Raw genomic sequence first — 16,300 nt, 5'->3', positions numbered from 1 at the left:
GGGGCGCGGAAAACGGGCCGGACGGCGTACGGCGTGTACTGCGTACTGCTTCAGTCGGTCAGCAGGAAGCCGTGAACAGCGGCATGCGGTCGGACCCGGTCGCCCCGGCGCGGAAGGCGCGGCGAGGGAGGCTCGGAATCACTGGCCGGGGCATACATCAACTGCTTTCCAGGGCGGTGTGCGCCCAGACGTCGCCTGCGGTCGGTACCGCGGCGGAGGTACGAGCAGCGTAACCACGCCTGCCCGTCCGGATCCACCGGATTACGCTCCCTCGGATCTCCGGGACGGACACCGGCCGAGACCGGAGGGGATCTTCGTAGTTGCTGAGAACAGCACGAAGCACCATCGAGCGGCACACGATGGGGCAGCCTTTCCCCGGTGCACTGGCCGGTCGGTCGGTCGACCGGTGGGGAGCGTCCGGCGGAACCGCTCCCGTGACGAGAGGGGAAGCGGTGTCGGGGAACACGCGACTGCCGAGGGTCCTGGTGGTCAACATGGTGCTCGCCGGGGTGGTGTGGCTGATCTGGGCGCTGGTCTGGGGCAGTCGCTACTTCGATGTCCTCGCCGAGAACTGGCGGGTGGCGGTGACCATGGTGTTCGGGTCTCTGGTGGGCGGCGGGACCAGCGAGGGCGGCGGGGCGATCGCCTTCCCGGCCCTGACCAAAATGCTGGCCGTCCCGCCGGACCAGGCCCGGATCTTCACCTTCGCCATCCAGTCCATCGGTATGACGGCGGCCTCGCTGTCCATCCTGCTGTGCCGGATACCCGTGGAGCGGCGGGTGGTGCTCCACGGTTCGGCCGCCGGGGTCGTGGGGGTGGTCCTGAGCGCGACGCTTCTCGCACCGCTCGTGCCGCTGCCGGCCGTGCGAGCCCTGTTCACCATGCTGCTGGTGGCGCTCGCGGTGGCGCTGGGGATCCAGTTGAGGCAGCGCGGCTACCGGCGCAACGCCGCCGTCCCGGTGTGGACCGCACGGGAGCGGCGGCTGGTCCTGGTCGCCGGGTTCTCCGGCGGTGTCATCAGCGGGGTGGCCGGCGTGGGCGAGAACTGCGTGATGTTCCTGCTGCTGGTGCTGCTCTTCCGGGTGTCCGAAAAGGTGGCCACCCCGACCACGGTGGTGATGATGACCGTGGTGTCGATCGCGGCGTTCCTCACCCATGTGTTCGTCACCGGCGACTTCACCGGACCGGTGGTCGACTACTGGGTGGCCGCCGCCCCCGTCGTCGCCGTCGGCGCCCCGTTGGGAGCCTGGTACTGCACCAGGCTGTCCCCGGTCGCGATCCGGGCGGTTCTCTTCGTCCTCATCGGCGCCGAACTGGCCAGCACCTTGTTGCTGGTGCCGTTCACCCCGGGCATCGTCGTGGCCAGTGTCCTCACGCTGGCACTGTTCACCGGTCTGTGTCTGTTCCTGGTCGGGCGGGACCGCTACGCCGCACCACTCCCGCGGCCCGGTGAGCCCGAAGGTCACCACGCGCGACGATCCGCATCGGCCTTGTCCGGGAGTTCGGACAGAACGCCATGACCATGCCTCCGGCCACGTTCGGCCTCCGTCACGAGAGGGCGGCCGGGACAGCACGAAGCCCCACCGTGCGGCGCACGGTGGGGCGGCCCGCGGCTGGGCGACGGGCCCGGGTCGCCGAAGGCCGGGCCGGTGCCCGCCACCGGCTCTCCGCTACTGACCCACCCTGCCGTCCACGCACTCGCGCAGCAGGTCCGCGTGCCCGCAGTGGCGGGCGTACTCCTCGATCCTGTGCACCATCAGTTCCCGGATCGCGATGTCTTCCCTGCCCAGGCGTTCGCCCAGATCCGGGTGTTCGGCCAGCGCGGCGTCGAGTGCGGCCTGCTCGCGCTCCAGATCTGCGTACGAGGCGTCGACCACGGCCTGATCAGCGACGGCCCCGTCGAAGTCCGCGTCGCGCGCGCCGTACAGCTTCGGCAGCGGTTCATCGTGGCTGATCCAGTTGCGCCAGTCCCGCTCCACCTCGGCGAGGTGCCGGATCAGGCCGAGCAGCGACATCGTCGACGGCGGAACCGAACGGCGGGCCAGTTGTTCCGGGTCCAGTCCCTCGCACTTCATCCGCAGCGTCAGGCGGTATCCCGACAGGAAGTCCAGCAGCGTCGGAAGCTCGCCGTCCGGACTGCCGTTGTTGTTCTCGCGGGGGTCGTTGTCCGGGTCGGCCCACATGTCGGGGTAGACCGTTGCCTGGCTCCATCGTGCGGGTTGATCACTCATGCGGTCATGCTCGTGTGTGAGTGACCGAGTCCACCAGTCCTTTTTCTCTGCCGCCCGGCGAACGGGGTTCGGGAGAGGGTCAGCCGCACAGCGCCGTGTCCACGGCCTTCTCCAGCGCCTTGTCCGCCTCGGCGTTCGGCTGGGTGGTCACCGCGATGTTCACCGCGCGGCCCTCGCGGTTCACGCCGCCCCGGGTCTCGTATCCCGGGAAGCTGCCGCCGTGGCCCCAGTAGACACCGCCGCACGACAGGGGCTTGCTCATGAGTCCCAGTCCGTAGCGGGCGCCGGTGCCGAAGGTGGCGTCGGCGGGGCGGGTATGGGCACGCATCTGGGCGAGCTGGGCCCGCGGGAGGAGACGGCCGTCCAGGAGCGCGGAGAAGAACCGGTCGAGGTCGGAGTTGGTGGAGATCAGCTGACCCGCCGCCCAGCCCCAGGAGGGGTCCGTCTCCGTGAAGTCGGTCAGCGGCGCGCCCTCCGCGAGCGGGTAGTAGCCCTTGGGGTGGGGTTCCCGGATGGTCACGTCGCCGGGGGCGGGGAAATAGGTGTGGCGCAGCCCGAGGGGCTGGATGATGCGCCGGTCCAACTCCTCGGCGAAGGGGCGGCCGGTGACCTTCTGGATGATCAGGCCGGCCAGCACGTAGTTCGTGTTGCTGTACTTCCAGCTCTTCCCGGGGGCGAATTCGGCCTTGTGCTGGAGGGCGATGCCGACGAGCTCCTCGGGGTCGTAGTAGCGGGGCTGGATGTCGTAGTCGGTGTAATTGGGCAGTCCACTGGTGTGCTGGAGGAGCTGGCGGACGGTGATGCGGCGGCCGTCGATCCCGTCCCCGCGTACGAGGCCGGGCAGATGGGTCTCGACCCGGTCGCCGAGGCGGATCCGCCCCTCGGCGACCAGTTGCAGCACGACCACGGCCGTGAACGTCTTGGTGTTGCTGCCGACCCGCACCTGACCGTCCCTGGGCACCGCCGCCCCGGTGGCCAGGTCGCCCACTCCGGCGGTGTAGGTCCGGTGGTGGCCCTCGCGGTCCGTGACGCTCGCCAGCGCGGCGGGCATGCCATGGGTGTTCACCAGCGCGTTCAGGTTCCGCTGGACGGTGTCCGGCCGGGGGGCGTCGGGCCGGGAGGCGGCGAAGGCCGCCGGCGGCGCGAGGGCCCCCACCGTCATGACGCCCACGACCACCGCCGCCGCGGCGGACACGGCTCCGCGCCTGCCACCCCGCTGCCGCCGCCCGGAAGAACGGAACTTCTGCCTCGCCTGCTCGCGCACGGGCCAACTCCTACGGAAACCTGGGGAAACCCGGCGTTGTCGCCGGGCCCCCAGCATTTCCGGACACGGTCGCCCGGGGCGATCCCGCTAGCTGCCCGTTCCTGGTGGGGCTATCCCCCGGAGCCGCTGCCGGCTCCGGGGGTGGTGCGGGGCTCGGGCCGGCACCCCGCGCCACCCGCCCCGCCCGCCCTCGGACACGAGCCGCGAACGGAGGGCGAAACGGCCTCAGTCGAAGATCGGGTCCTGCGTCCGGGTCCGCTTGATCTCGTAGAAGCCCGGGATCGACGCGACCAGCAGCGTGCCGTCCCACAGCTTCGCCGCCTCCTCGCCCTTCGGGGCGGGGGTGACGACGGGGCCGAAGAAGGCGATCTGCTCGCCGTCCGCGCCCGGTACGGCGATCACCGGGGTGCCGACCTCCTGGCCGACCTTGTCGATGCCCTCCTTGTGGGAGGCGCGCAGCTCGGTGTCGTACGCGTCGGAGTCGGCGTACTCCACGAGGTCGGCGGGCAGCCCGACGTCCTTGAGGGCGCCGACGATCGCCTCGCGGGTCGGGCCCTCGCCGTTGTTGTGGATACGGGTGCCGAGCGCTGTGTAGAGGGGGCCGACGACCTCGTCGCCGTGCTTCTGCTGGGCGGCGACGACGACGCGGACCGGGGCCCAGGCCTTGTTGGCCAGAAGGTCCTGGTACTCCTCGGGCAGCTCGTCGATCTTGTCCTCGTTCAGGACCGCCAGGCTCATCACGTGCCAGCGGACCTCGACGTCGCGGACCTTCTCCACCTCCAGCATCCAGCGCGAGGTCATCCACGCCCAGGGGCAGAGCGGATCGAACCAGAAGTCGGCCGGAGTTCTGCCGTTCACCGTGCTGTTGTCAGACATGTCTCTCCTCAAGAGGGCGGTTCCCACCTGTGCGGCAGAACACCGCAGGGCGGTTCACCCATTCCCGGATACCGGCGCTCCGGGCCGCATGCGAGGATCAAAGGCGTTCGAACACGACACAAAACGCGCGTCACGAAGGAGTGCCCGTGCCTGGTGAAAACCTGTCCCGCGACGAGGCCCATGAGCGGGCCGAGCTGCTGACCGTCGACGGATACGAGGTCGCGCTCGACCTGCGTTCCGCCATCGGTGAGCCCGACGAGGGCGACGGGGAGGCCGGCGGCACCGGTCCGCGGACCTTCCGCTCACTGACCACCATCCGGTTCCGCGCGGCCCGCGCCGGGGTCTCGTCCTTCGCCGACCTGGTGGCGCCGAGCGTCAACGCGGTGACGCTGAACGGTACGGCCCTGGACCCGGCGGCCGTCTTCGACGGGACCCGGGTGGCGCTGGACTCCCTCGTCGAGGGCGAGAACGTCCTGGTGGTCGACGCGCAGTGCGCGTACAGCCGGACCGGCGAGGGCATGCACCGGTTCGTCGACCCGGAGGACGGCGAGGTCTACCTCTACACGCAGTACGAGCCGGCCGACGCCCGGCGGGTCTACGCCAACTTCGAGCAGCCCGACCTGAAGGCTCCGTACCGCTTCCGGGTGACCGCGCCGGAGGGCTGGCGCGTGTGGAGCAACGGGGCCGAGGAGTCCCACGAGGGCGAGGTGTGGACCTTCGCCGAGACGAAGCCGATCTCCACGTACATCACGACCGTCGTCGCCGGTCCGTACCACTACGAGACCGACCACTACACCCGCACCTTCGAGGACGGCTCCAAGCTGGAGATCCCGCTCGGGGCGATGTGCCGCAAGGGGCTGGCGCGCCACTTCGACACCGACGACATCTTCCTCGTCACCAAGCAGGGGCTGGACTTCTTCCACGACCACTTCGACTACCCGTACCCGTTCGGGAAGTACGACCAGGCCTTCGTGCCCGAGTACAACCTCGGCGCCATGGAGAACCCGGGCTGTGTCACCTTCCGCGAGGAGTACATCTACCGCGGCAAGGTCACCTCGGCGTCCTACGAGCGCCGGGCCAACGTCATCCTGCACGAGATGGCGCACATGTGGTTCGGCGACCTGGTCACCATGCAGTGGTGGGACGACCTGTGGCTGAAGGAGTCCTTCGCCGACTTCATGGGGTCCTTCTCCATGGTGGAGGCGACCCGCTTCACCAACGGGTGGATCACCTTCGCCAACAACCGCAAGGCCTGGGCCTACCGCGCCGACCAGCTGCCCTCCACCCACCCGATCACGGCCGACATCCGTGACCTGGAGGACGCCAAGCTGAACTTCGACGGCATCACGTACGCCAAGGGCGCCTCCGTCCTGAAGCAGCTGGTGGCGTACGTCGGACGGGACGCGTTCCTGGAAGGCGCCCGGCGCTACTTCAAGCGGCACGCGTACGGCAACACCCAGCTGGGCGACCTGCTCTCGGTGCTGGCCGAGACGTCCGGCCGCGACATGAGCGCCTGGTCGCGCTCCTGGCTCCAGACGGCGGGTGTCAATGTGCTCACCCCCGTCGCCACGTACGACGAGGCCGGGCGGATCACCGAGCTGGCCGTGGTCCAGGAGGCCGCCGAGTCGCACCCGGAGCTGCGCCCGCACCGCGTCGCGGTGGGCCTGTACCGGCGCAACCCGGACGGCGACCTGGTGCGCTACGCCCGCGCCGAGGTGGACGTCGCCGGGCCCCGCACGGTGGTCGGGGAGCTGGCCGGGGCCGAGCGGCCCGAGCTGATCCTGGTCAACGACGACGACCTGACGTACTGCAAGGTGCGCTTCGACGAGGTGTCCCTCGCCACCCTGCGTGAGCACCTCGGCGCCATCACCGACCCGCTCGCGCGGGCGCTGTGCTGGTCGGCCCTGTGGAACCTGACGCGCGACGGGCTGATGCCCGCCCGCGACTTCGTCCACCTGGTGCTGGCGTTCTCCGGCCGGGAGTCGGACATCGGCGTGCTCCAGATGCTGCACGCGTGGACGCAGTCGGCGCTGGTGCACTACGCCGCCCCCGCCTGGCGCGAGGAGGGCGGCACGGCACTGGCCGAGGGCGCCCTGCACGAGCTGCGGCTCGCCGAGCCGGGCAGCCAGCACCAGCTGACCTGGGCCCGCTTCTTCGCGGCGACCGCCACCTCGGAGTCGGACTTCCAGCTGCTGGGCGAGCTGCTCGACGGCACCGCCCGGATCGAGGGTCTGGACGTCGACCAGGAGCTGCGCTGGGCGTTCCTGTCCCCGCTGGCCTCGCACGGGGTGGCCGACGAGTCGGTCATCGACGCCGAACTGGCCCGCGACGACACGGCGTCCGGCAAGCGGCACCAGGTGCGCGCTCTGGCCTCGCGGCCCTCGGCCGCGGTGAAGGCGCAGGCGTGGGCGGCGGTCGTGGAATCGGACCAGCTGTCCAACGCGCTGGTCGAGGCGACGATCGCGGGCTTCGTGCAGCCCTCGCAGCGCGAACTGCTGGCGCCGTACTCCGCCGCGTACTTCGAGGCGATCGAGCGGGTGTGGGCCGAGCGTTCCATCCAGATCGGCATGGACGTGGTCAAGGGGCTCTTCCCGGGGCTCCAGGACGACCCGGCCACGCTCGCGGCGACGGACGCGTGGCTTGCCGCGCGCCCGGACGCGGCACCGGCGCTGCGCCGTCTGGTGCTGGAGGCCCGCGACGACCTGGCGCGTGCGCTGCGCGCCCAGGAGTGCGACAAGAAGGCCTGAGCCGCACGGGACGAAGACGCGCTCGCGCAACGCCCCTCGTACTAGGGGGGTTCCGCGCGAGCGCGTCTGCGCGCGCGAGGCCGCACGGGCGGATCGCGCAGGCGGCTTGCACCGGGCGGCGGGCGTGAGCGGCCCGTGCGAGCCGCCTGTGTGAGGGGATTGCGCGAAGGGTTTGTGTAAAGGGGTGCGCGAGGGGCGCTCGGGTGGCGCTCGCACATCTGCTCGTGGCGCCCCGGCACAATCCGCTGTGTCACGGCTCTTTTCGGCCGTCGAACATCCGTCCTTTAGGACAGCGTTGTCCTGAATTGTCGACGGGTGTGTAACAGGGGTTAGCGCTCACGTGTCGAGCGGGAAACCCCGGGACATGACCCAGAACACCCCGCTCTCCTCCTGCCCCCTGAACCACTTCCGCGAGGTCCGCCAACGCGTGCTGTCCACCGCCCAGTTGCGGGCGCACGGGGTGTCCGCCACACAGGCCGCCTCGCAGTGCCTGCCGAGCGGCCCCTGGCAGCAGTTACTGCCGGGGGTCTATCTGCTGCACCGGGAGCCGCCCACCGGTGCGGACCGGCTGCACGGCGCCCTTCTCTACGCAGGGCGTACGCCGGCCCCAGGACGACGGGCGGGTTCCCCGCAGGCCGCCGCCGCGCAAGCGGGGTCCGGATACGGGGCGGCGATGGTCACGGGGCTCGCGGCGCTCACGCTGTACGGCTTCGACTCCGCCCCGCCCCTGATGTCGCTGCGCCGGATCGATGTGCTCGTGCCCCGCACCCGGCGGCTGCGCTCGACCCGGTTCGTCCAGGTGCTGCGGTCGGCCGGACTGCCCTGCCCCGGGCAGGTCGCGGGGGTACCGGTCGCGCCGGTGGAGCGGGCGCTCGCCGACGCGGTGGCGGAGCTGACGGACGCGGCGGCCGTGCGCCGACTGCTGACCGAGGCGGTCCGGGGCGGGCACAGCGAGCCCGCCGCGGTCGTACGGGAGCTGAGCGCGGCGAAGCTGCTGAGCCGGGCGCCGGTGGTCGACGCCGTGGACTCGCTGCTGGCCGAGGGGCGGGCGGTGGCGGAGCGGCGGCTGTACGCGATGGTGCGCGACCAGGGGCTGCCGGACCCGCTGTGGAACGTGGAGCTGCGGATGCCGGGCGGCCCGGGGCTGGGCGGCGTCGACGCCTACTGGCCCGACCAGGCCGTCGCGGTGGTGCTGGACACCCGAGCGCCCCGGCACAGCGCGCCGGAGGCCGGGGAGCAGAAGGAGCACGACGCGCGGGGGTCCGCGTACGCCACCGGGCGGGAGCATCTGGAGGAGCTCGGGATCACCGTCGTCCCCGTCGCCCCGAGGAAGCTGCGCGAGGCGATGGAGCAGCAGGCGACGGTGGTGCGTACGGCGCTGACGGCGGCGGCCGACCGCGAGCCGGCCGCGTACGTGATGATCCTTCCGCGCTGAACGACTGCCGCGTACGCGATGGCCCTTCCGCGCCGAACGACTGCCGCGTACGCGATGGCCCTTCCGCGCCGGGAGCCGTCGGCCGCGCGGGCGGGCTCCGGGACTCCGGGGAGGCGGAGGCCGGGCTCCGGGTAGGCGACTTTCACCCCATTCATCCCCTGTGACGCATCAGCCGCGTTGGCGGATCTCTGCCATGTCCAATTCTCGTCTCCGTCAACTCTCCACAAACCCCTGTCATTTACGAAAGGGTGAGCGGTCATCCGGTACCGAATTCCGGACTCTCTCTTTCAGATACCAGGGATGCTGATGACCAAGGAATCCCCCAGCTCCATACCCGGGGCGAGACGCGCGGCCCGTATCGCGGCCGCCGCCGGTCTGGTGGCCGCACTGGCCGCCTCCGGTGCCGCCCCGGTCTTCGCCGCCGATGACCCGGCCCCCGCCGTCAAGCCGTCCGCCACGAGCGGCAAGACCGACAAGCTCGGCAAGGCCGACGCCGACGTGCTGTCCAAGGCCGAGGCCAAGGGCGAGAAGAACGTCACGATGATGGTCGCCACCACTCCGGGTGCGACCGAGCAGGTCACCAAGCAGCTGGACGCCGTCAAGGGGTCCGTGCTGGGGCAGACGTACGACAAGCTCGGCTATGTCCGCGCGACCGTACCGACCGCCTCGGCCGAGTCGACGATCAAGGCGGCGTCGAAGCTGTCGTCCGTTCTCGGCATCGATCTCAAGCAGGAGATCAAGCTGGACGACCCGACGCCCTCGGGCGACCGGGCCGCCGGGGCGAAGAAGGCGAAGGCCACGGGCAGTTACCCGGCCCCGGGCAGGAAGACCCCGGCGAAGAACCCGTACAACCCGTCCTTCGAGACGGGCGCGGTCGACTTCGTCGCGCAGCACCCGAAGGCCGACGGCCGCGGGATCACCATCGGTGTCCTGGACTCCGGCGTCGACCTCGGTCACCCGGCCCTCCAGAAGACCACCACCGGCGAGCGCAAGATCGTCGACTGGGTGACCGCGACCGACCCGGTCGACGACGAGGACGGCACCTGGCTGCGGATGACCGAGGCGGTCTCCGGCCCGACGTTCACCGCCCAGGGCAGGACGTACTCGGCGCCCGCGGGCTCGTACCGCTTCAGCCTGTTCAAGGAGTCCGCCACACTCGGCGGCGAGATGGCGGGCGACCTCAACCGTGACGGTGACACCACCGACACGTGGGGCGTGCTGTACGACCCGGTCACCGGCACCACCCGCGTCGACCTGAACAACGACGCGAACTTCTCCAACGACACCGTCCTGAAGCCGTACAAGGACAAGCACCAGGTCTCCTACTTCGGCAAGGACGACCCGCGCACCGACGTCGTCGAGCGCATCCCGTTCGTCGTCGAGACCCGCAAGAACGTCGTCTACAACGCCGCGGGCGCCAAGGCCGACTTCGTCAGCATCGGTGTCATCGAGGGCGCGCACGGCACGCACGTCGCGGGCATCACCGCGGCCAACGGCCTGTTCGGCGGCAAGATGAACGGTGCGGCGCCCGGCGCCAAGATCGTCTCCTCGCGCGCCTGCACCTGGACCGGTGGCTGCACCAACATCGCGCTCACCGAGGGCATGATCGACCTCGTCGTGAACCGCGGTGTCGATGTCGTCAACATGTCGATCGGCGGCCTGCCGCCGCTGAACGACGGCAACAACGCCCGCGCCGAGCTCTACAAGCGGCTCATCGACATCTACGGCGTCCAGCTGGTCATCTCGGCCGGCAACGACGGTCCGGGTGTCAACACCATCGGTGACCCCGGTCTCGCCGACCACGTCATCTCGGTGGGCGCCTCCATCTCCAAGGAGACGTGGGCCGCCAACTACGGCTCGAACGTCACCAAGAAGTACGACATGCTGCCCTTCTCCTCGCGCGGTCCGCGTGAGGACGGCGGCTTCGCGCCGGTCATCACGGGTCCGGGTGCCTCCATCAACACCACCCAGACCTGGCTGCCGGGCGGACCGGTCAAGGAGGCGGGTTACGACCTGCCGGCCGGTTACTCCATGCTCCAGGGCACCTCGATGTCCTCGCCGCAGGTCGCCGGTGCCACCGCGCTGCTGCTGTCCGCCGCGAAGCAGCAGAACATCGAGCTGCCGCCGGCCGATCTGCGCACCGCGCTGACCAGCACCGCCACCCACATCAAGGGCGTGCCCGCGCACGCCCAGGGTGCCGGTCTCATCGACATCGTCGGTGCCTGGAAGGCCATCGGCAAGGGCGCCACCGCGCACGAGTACTCGGTGAAGGCCCCGGTCGACACCGCGATCGACTTCGCGCTGAAGGACCCGGGCTTCGGCACGGGCCTGTACGACCGTGAGGGCGGCCTCAAGGCCGGCCAGAAGAAGTCGTACGACGTCACCGTCACCCGCACCACGGGTCCGGACCGCAACGTCAAGCACAAGCTGAAGTGGAAGAACAACGACGGCACCTTCAAGCTGACCGGCCCGAGCACCGTCTCGCTGCCGCTCGGCAAGCCGGTGACCGTCAAGGTCCAGGCGAAGCCCGGCTCGGCCGGTGTGCACAGCGCGATCCTCACGGTGGACGACAAGAAGACCGTCGGTGTGGACCACCAGATCCTCACCACCGTCGTCGTGGCCACCGACCTCAAGAAGCCGGGTTACGCGTTCAAGGCGTCCGGCTCGGTGCAGCGCAACAGCACCACGTCGTACTTCCTGAACGTGCCGGCGGGCGCCAAGACCCTTGAGGTCGCCCTCAGCGCCCTGCGTTCGGGCAGCCAGACGCGGTTCATCTCCCTGCACCCGTACGGGGTCGCGATGGAGGACAGCGCCACGATCTACTGCTACCCGAACTACGAGAACCCGGCCAACACCTGCCGCCCGGACGTGCGGTCCTACAAGGACCCGCAGCCCGGCGTCTGGGAGATCGAGGTCGAGTCGCGCCGTACGTCGCCGCTGCTGGACAACCCGTACAAGCTGGACGTCAGCCTGCTCGGCGCGTCCTTCGACCCGGCCGTGCAGACCATCGCCGAGGCGAAGATCGGCAGCCCGGCCGCGGTGGACTGGACGGTCACCAACAACGCCGCCGCCCTGGAGGGCAAGCTCAAGGGCGGTTCGCTGGGTTCGGCCAACGTCGAGCGTCCGTCGCTCTCCACGGGTGAGACCTACGAGACCACGGTCACCATCGGTGAGGGCGTCGAGAAGCTGGACGTCGCCATCGGCGGCACCTCGGACGCCAACGCCGACCTGGACCTGTACGTCTTCAAGGGCAGCGCGGAGGTCGGCAAGTCGACCACCGCGGGCTCCGAGGAGGCCGTCAGCCTGGTCAAGCCCGCCGCCGGTACGTACACCGTCGTCATCGACGGCTACTCGGTCCCGGCCGGGACCACCGAGTACGACTACCGCGACGTGTACTACTCGCCGTCGCTCGGCACGATCAAGGTCGACGAGTCGAAGGCCGTGAACCTGGCCAACGGCGCCTCGGCCCAGGTCGGCGCCGAGGTCCTGGTCGCCGGAGCGGCTCCCGAGGGCCGGCAGTTCTTCGGTGAGGTCCGGCTGGTGAACCCCCGCGGAACCGCGGCGGGCACCGGCAGCGTCGTGATCGAGAAGGTCGCGCCGTAACGCCTGTGTGATCCATGGAACAACCAGCGGGGCGGGCGCTCTCCCGGGAGCTCCCGCCCCGCTGTACGTCGTACGCCGCCCGGTCCCGGGGCCCCGGAGATGTTCCCCCTCCGGGGCCGGAACGCCACAGAATGTCCGGTCCGTGTCCCAGGATTCCGCAGGCCGGACAATGGATTGGACAAGGCGGGCAGGGACATACGCATCATGGAGCGGCAAGCGGGCCGCACAAACGTACAGAGGAGCTCCTGTGAAGGTCGGAATCGTCGGCGCCACCGGTCAGGTCGGCACAGTCATGCGCAGGATCCTGGCCGAGCGGAAGTTCCCGGTCGCCGAGCTGCGGCTGTTCGCCTCCGCGCGCTCGGCCGGTTCCACGATCGAGTGGCAGGGCACGGACATCACCGTCGAGGACGCCTCCACGGCCGACTACACGGGCCTGGACATCGTGCTCTTCTCCGCCGGTGGCGCGACCTCGAAGGCGCTGGCCGGGAAGGTCGCCGCCCAGGGCGCCGTCGTGATCGACAACTCCTCCGCCTGGCGGATGGACCCCGAGGTCCCGCTGGTCGTCTCCGAGGTCAACCCGCACGCGGCGCTCATCCGGCCCAAGGGGATCATCGCCAACCCGAACTGCACCACGATGGCCGCGATGCCCGTGCTGCGCCCGCTGCACACCGAGGCCGGCCTCGAAGCGCTGACGGTCGCCACCTACCAGGCGGTGTCCGGTTCCGGTGTCGCCGGTGTCGCCGAGCTGCACGGCCAGGTGTCCAAGGTCGTCGCCGAGGCCGACCGGCTCGCCCATGACGGCGAGGCCGTGGACTTCCCCGAGCCGGGTGTCTACAAGCGCCCGATCGCCTTCAATGTGCTGCCGCTGGCCGGTTCGATCGTCGACGACGGCTCGTACGAGACGGACGAGGAGCAGAAGCTCCGCAACGAGTCCCGCAAGATCCTGGAGATCCCGGGCCTCAAGGTGTCCGGCACCTGTGTCCGGGTCCCGGTCTTCTCCGGGCACTCGCTCCAGATCAACGCCCGTTTCGCCCGCCCGATCAGCGTCGAGCGCGCCTACGAGCTGCTGAAGGACGCGCAGGGCGTCGAGCTCTCGGAGATCCCGACCCCGCTCCAGGCGGCCGGCAAGGACGCCTCGTACGTGGGCCGCGTCCGGGTCGACGAGACCGTCGAGCACGGCCTCGCGCTGTTCGTCTCCAACGACAACCTCCGCAAGGGCGCGGCGCTGAACGCCGTGCAGATCGCGGAGCTGGTGGCGGCCGAGCTCCAGGGCTGACCCCTCACGCCCCACGTTCCACACGCCGATGGGCGGCCACCGCGTTCCGGTGGCCGCCCATCGGCGTGCTCAGGGCCATCGGCGTGCTCAGGCGCATCGGCATGCGGAGCCTCGCATGGTTCGGGGGCGGTGCGGGCAGCCGTCCGTCTCCGGCGGAAAAACGGACATCGCGCGGGATGCGTACCGCGTGGAAGGATGGCCGGAAACGTCGCATACCAAGGAGATGACCGCGTGCCTGGCACGAATCTGACCCGCGAAGAGGCACAGGAGCGGGCGCGCCTGCTGACCGTGGACGCGTACGAGATCGATCTCGACCTCTCCGGAGCGCAGGAGGGCGGCACCTACAGGTCCGTCACCACCGTGCGCTTCGACTCCGCCGAATCCGGTGCCGAGTCCTTCATCGACCTGGTCGCCCCGGCGGTGCACGACGTCGAGCTGAACGGGAAGTCGCTCGACGTCGCCGCAGTCTTCCGTGACTCACGGATCGCGCTGCCGCACCTGCTGGCGGGCGCCAACGAGCTGAAGGTCGTCGCGGACTGCGCGTACACCAACACCGGTGAGGGTCTGCACCGCTTCGTCGACCCGGTCGACGAGCAGGCGTACCTGTACACGCAGTTCGAGGTGCCCGACGCGCGCCGCGTCTTCGCGAGCTTCGAGCAGCCCGACCTGAAGGCGACCTTCCGGTTCACCGTGAAGGCACCGGAGGGCTGGACCGTCATCTCGAACTCGGCGACGCCCGAGCCGAAGGACAACGTCTGGTCCTTCGACCCGACGCCGCGCATCTCGACGTACATCACGGCCCTGATCGCCGGCCCGTACCACTCGGTGCACAGCAGCTACGAGAAGGACGGCCAGTCCGTCCCGCTCGGCATCTACTGCCGTCCCTCGCTCGCCGAGTACCTCGACGCGGACGAGATCTTCGCCGTCACGCGGCAGGGCTTCGACTGGTTCCAGGAGAAGTTCGACTACGCCTACCCCTTCGCCAAGTACGACCAGCTCTTCGTCCCGGAGTTCAACGCGGGCGCGATGGAGAACGCGGGCGCGGTCACGATCCGCGACCAGTACGTCTTCCGCTCGAAGGTGACGGACGCCGCGTACGAGGTGCGGGCCGAGACCATCCTGCACGAGCTGGCCCACATGTGGTTCGGCGACCTCGTCACCATGGAGTGGTGGAACGACCTGTGGCTGAACGAGTCGTTCGCCACGTACACCTCGATCGCCTGCCAGGCGTACGCCGAGGGCTCGAAGTGGCCGCACTCCTGGACCACGTTCGCCAACTCCATGAAGACCTGGGCGTACCGGCAGGACCAGCTGCCCTCCACGCACCCGATCATGGCGGAGATCAACGACCTCGACGACGTCCTCGTCAACTTCGACGGGATCACGTACGCGAAGGGCGCCTCGGTCCTGAAGCAGCTCGTGGCGTACGTCGGCATGGACGAGTTCTTCAAGGGCGTGCAGGCCTACTTCAAGGCGCACGCCTTCGGCAACACGCGCCTGTCGGACCTGCTGGGCGCGCTGGAGGAGACCTCCGGCCGTGATCTGAAGACCTGGTCGAAGGCCTGGCTGGAGACGGCGGGGATCAACATCCTGCGCCCGGAGATCGAGACGGACGAGAACGGTCACGTCACGTCCTTCGCGGTCCTCCAGGAGGCTCCCGCCCTGCCCGCCGGCGCGAAGGGCGAGCCGACGCTGCGCCCGCACCGCATCGCGATCGGCTGCTACGACCTCGACGCGGACGGCCGGCTGGTCCGGACGGAGCGGATCGAGCTGGACGTCGACGGCGAGCGCACAGCCGTGCCGTTCCCGCCGGACACGGCCCGCCCGGCCGTCATCCTGCTCAACGACGACGACCTCTCGTACGCGAAGGTCCGGCTCGACGAGGAGTCGCTGCGGGTCGTCACCGAGCACCTGGGCGACTTCACCGAGTCGCTGCCGCGCGCCCTGTGCTGGGCCTCCGCCTGGGACATGACCCGGGACGGCGAGCTGGCGACGCGGGACTACCTCTCCCTCGTCCTGTCCGGCATCGGCAAGGAGTCGGACATCGGCGTCGTCCAGTCGCTGCACCGGCAGGTGAAGATGGCTCTGGACCTGTACGCGGCTCCGGAGTCCCGTGAGGCCGTCCTGATCCAGTGGACGGACGCCACGCTGGCCCACCTGCGGGCCGCGCGGCCGGGCAGCGACCACCAGCTGGCGTGGGCCCGCGCCTTCGCGGCGACCGCCCGCAACCCGCAGCAGCTGGACCTGCTCCAGGCCCTGCTGAACGGCTCGGAGACCATCGAGGGGCTGGCGATCGACACCGAGCTGCGCTGGGCGTTCGTGCAGCGGCTGGCCGCGACCGGTCTGCTGGACGAGGAGGAGATCGCCGCCGAGTACGAGCGTGACCGGACGGCGGCGGGCGAGCGCCACGCGGCGACCGCCCGTGCCGCGCAGCCCTCGGCGGAGGCGAAGGCCGCGGCGTGGGCCTCGGTCGTCGAGTCCGACCGGCTCCCGAACTCCCTCCAGGAGGCGGTGATCGGCGGCTTCGTCCAGACCGACCAGCGCGAGCTGCTGGCGCCGTACACGGAGAAGTTCTTCGCCTCGGTGAAGGACGTCTGGGACTCGCGCAGCCACGAGATGGCCCAGCAGATCGCGGTGGGCCTCTACCCGGCCCTCCAGGTCTCGCAGGCCACCCTGGACGCCACCGATGCCTGGCTGGCCTCGGCGGAGCCGAGCGCGGCCCTGCGCCGGCTGATGTCGGAGTCCCGGTCGGGCGTGGAGCGCGCGCTGAAGGCCCAGGCCGCGGACGCGGAGGCGGCGACCGCGTAATCGCCGCACCGCCGCACATGTGAGGGGCGCCTCCCCTGGGGGGGCGCCCCTCCGGTTTCG

9 protein-coding genes are annotated in these 16,300 nt (G+C 70.3%); 6 read left to right on the top strand and 3 right to left on the bottom strand.

Annotated elements, in window-relative coordinates:
- Positions 1-452 precede the first annotated feature (452 nt).
- Positions 453-1,520 carry a TSUP family transporter gene (locus tag ABT170_RS08060; RefSeq protein ID WP_329944047.1) on the top strand — a complete coding sequence of 356 codons (1,068 nt, stop codon included), beginning with the start codon at positions 453-455 and terminating at the stop codon, positions 1,518-1,520.
- A gap of 150 nt (positions 1,521-1,670) precedes the next feature.
- On the opposite strand, the gene ABT170_RS08055 is transcribed toward ABT170_RS08060, so the two are convergent.
- From ABT170_RS08055 to ABT170_RS08045, 3 genes are all read right to left on the bottom strand, one after another.
- Positions 1,671-2,231 carry a DinB family protein gene (locus ABT170_RS08055; RefSeq protein WP_329944048.1) on the bottom strand — a complete coding sequence of 187 codons (561 nt, stop codon included), beginning with the start codon at positions 2,229-2,231 and terminating at the stop codon, positions 1,671-1,673.
- Positions 2,232-2,310: 79 nt separating this feature from the next.
- Complete coding sequence (locus ABT170_RS08050; RefSeq protein ID WP_351865045.1) at positions 2,311-3,495, bottom strand: serine hydrolase domain-containing protein; 1,185 nt, start codon at positions 3,493-3,495, stop codon at positions 2,311-2,313.
- A gap of 225 nt (positions 3,496-3,720) precedes the next feature.
- Positions 3,721-4,371, bottom strand: coding sequence for a mycothiol-dependent nitroreductase Rv2466c family protein (locus ABT170_RS08045; protein ID WP_329944050.1), 651 nt, complete (start codon positions 4,369-4,371; stop codon positions 3,721-3,723).
- Positions 4,372-4,517: 146 nt separating this feature from the next.
- On the opposite strand from ABT170_RS08045, the gene pepN (ABT170_RS08040) reads away from it, so the two are divergent.
- The 5 genes from pepN (ABT170_RS08040) (at position 4,518) to pepN (ABT170_RS08020) (ending at position 16,240) form a co-directional block, all read left to right on the top strand.
- Positions 4,518-7,118, top strand: a complete 2,601-nt coding sequence (gene pepN / locus ABT170_RS08040) for an aminopeptidase N (protein ID WP_329944051.1) — start codon at positions 4,518-4,520, stop codon at positions 7,116-7,118.
- Positions 7,119-7,482: 364 nt separating this feature from the next.
- Positions 7,483-8,553 carry a hypothetical protein gene (locus ABT170_RS08035; RefSeq protein WP_351865041.1) on the top strand — a complete coding sequence of 357 codons (1,071 nt, stop codon included), beginning with the start codon at positions 7,483-7,485 and terminating at the stop codon, positions 8,551-8,553.
- 300 nt (positions 8,554-8,853) lie between these two features.
- Entirely contained in the window at positions 8,854-12,156 is a 3,303-nt protein-coding gene (locus ABT170_RS08030) for a S8 family serine peptidase (RefSeq protein ID WP_351865038.1), read from the top strand.
- A gap of 247 nt (positions 12,157-12,403) precedes the next feature.
- Positions 12,404-13,432 (top strand): aspartate-semialdehyde dehydrogenase, encoded by a 1,029-nt coding sequence (locus ABT170_RS08025; protein WP_329944054.1) that lies wholly within the window; start codon positions 12,404-12,406, stop codon positions 13,430-13,432.
- Between the two features lie 231 nt (positions 13,433-13,663).
- A complete protein-coding gene (gene pepN / locus ABT170_RS08020) occupies positions 13,664-16,240 on the top strand; it encodes an aminopeptidase N (RefSeq protein WP_329944055.1) in 2,577 nt (858 codons plus the stop codon).
- The last annotated feature ends 60 nt before the right edge of the window (positions 16,241-16,300 follow it).

The organism is Streptomyces sp. NPDC001787, assembly GCF_040297465.1.
In the GTDB taxonomy this organism is placed as follows: domain Bacteria; phylum Actinomycetota; class Actinomycetes; order Streptomycetales; family Streptomycetaceae; genus Streptomyces.
The sequence above is the reverse complement of the archived record's forward strand: the minus strand, read 5'-3'. Positions and strand labels throughout refer to the sequence as shown.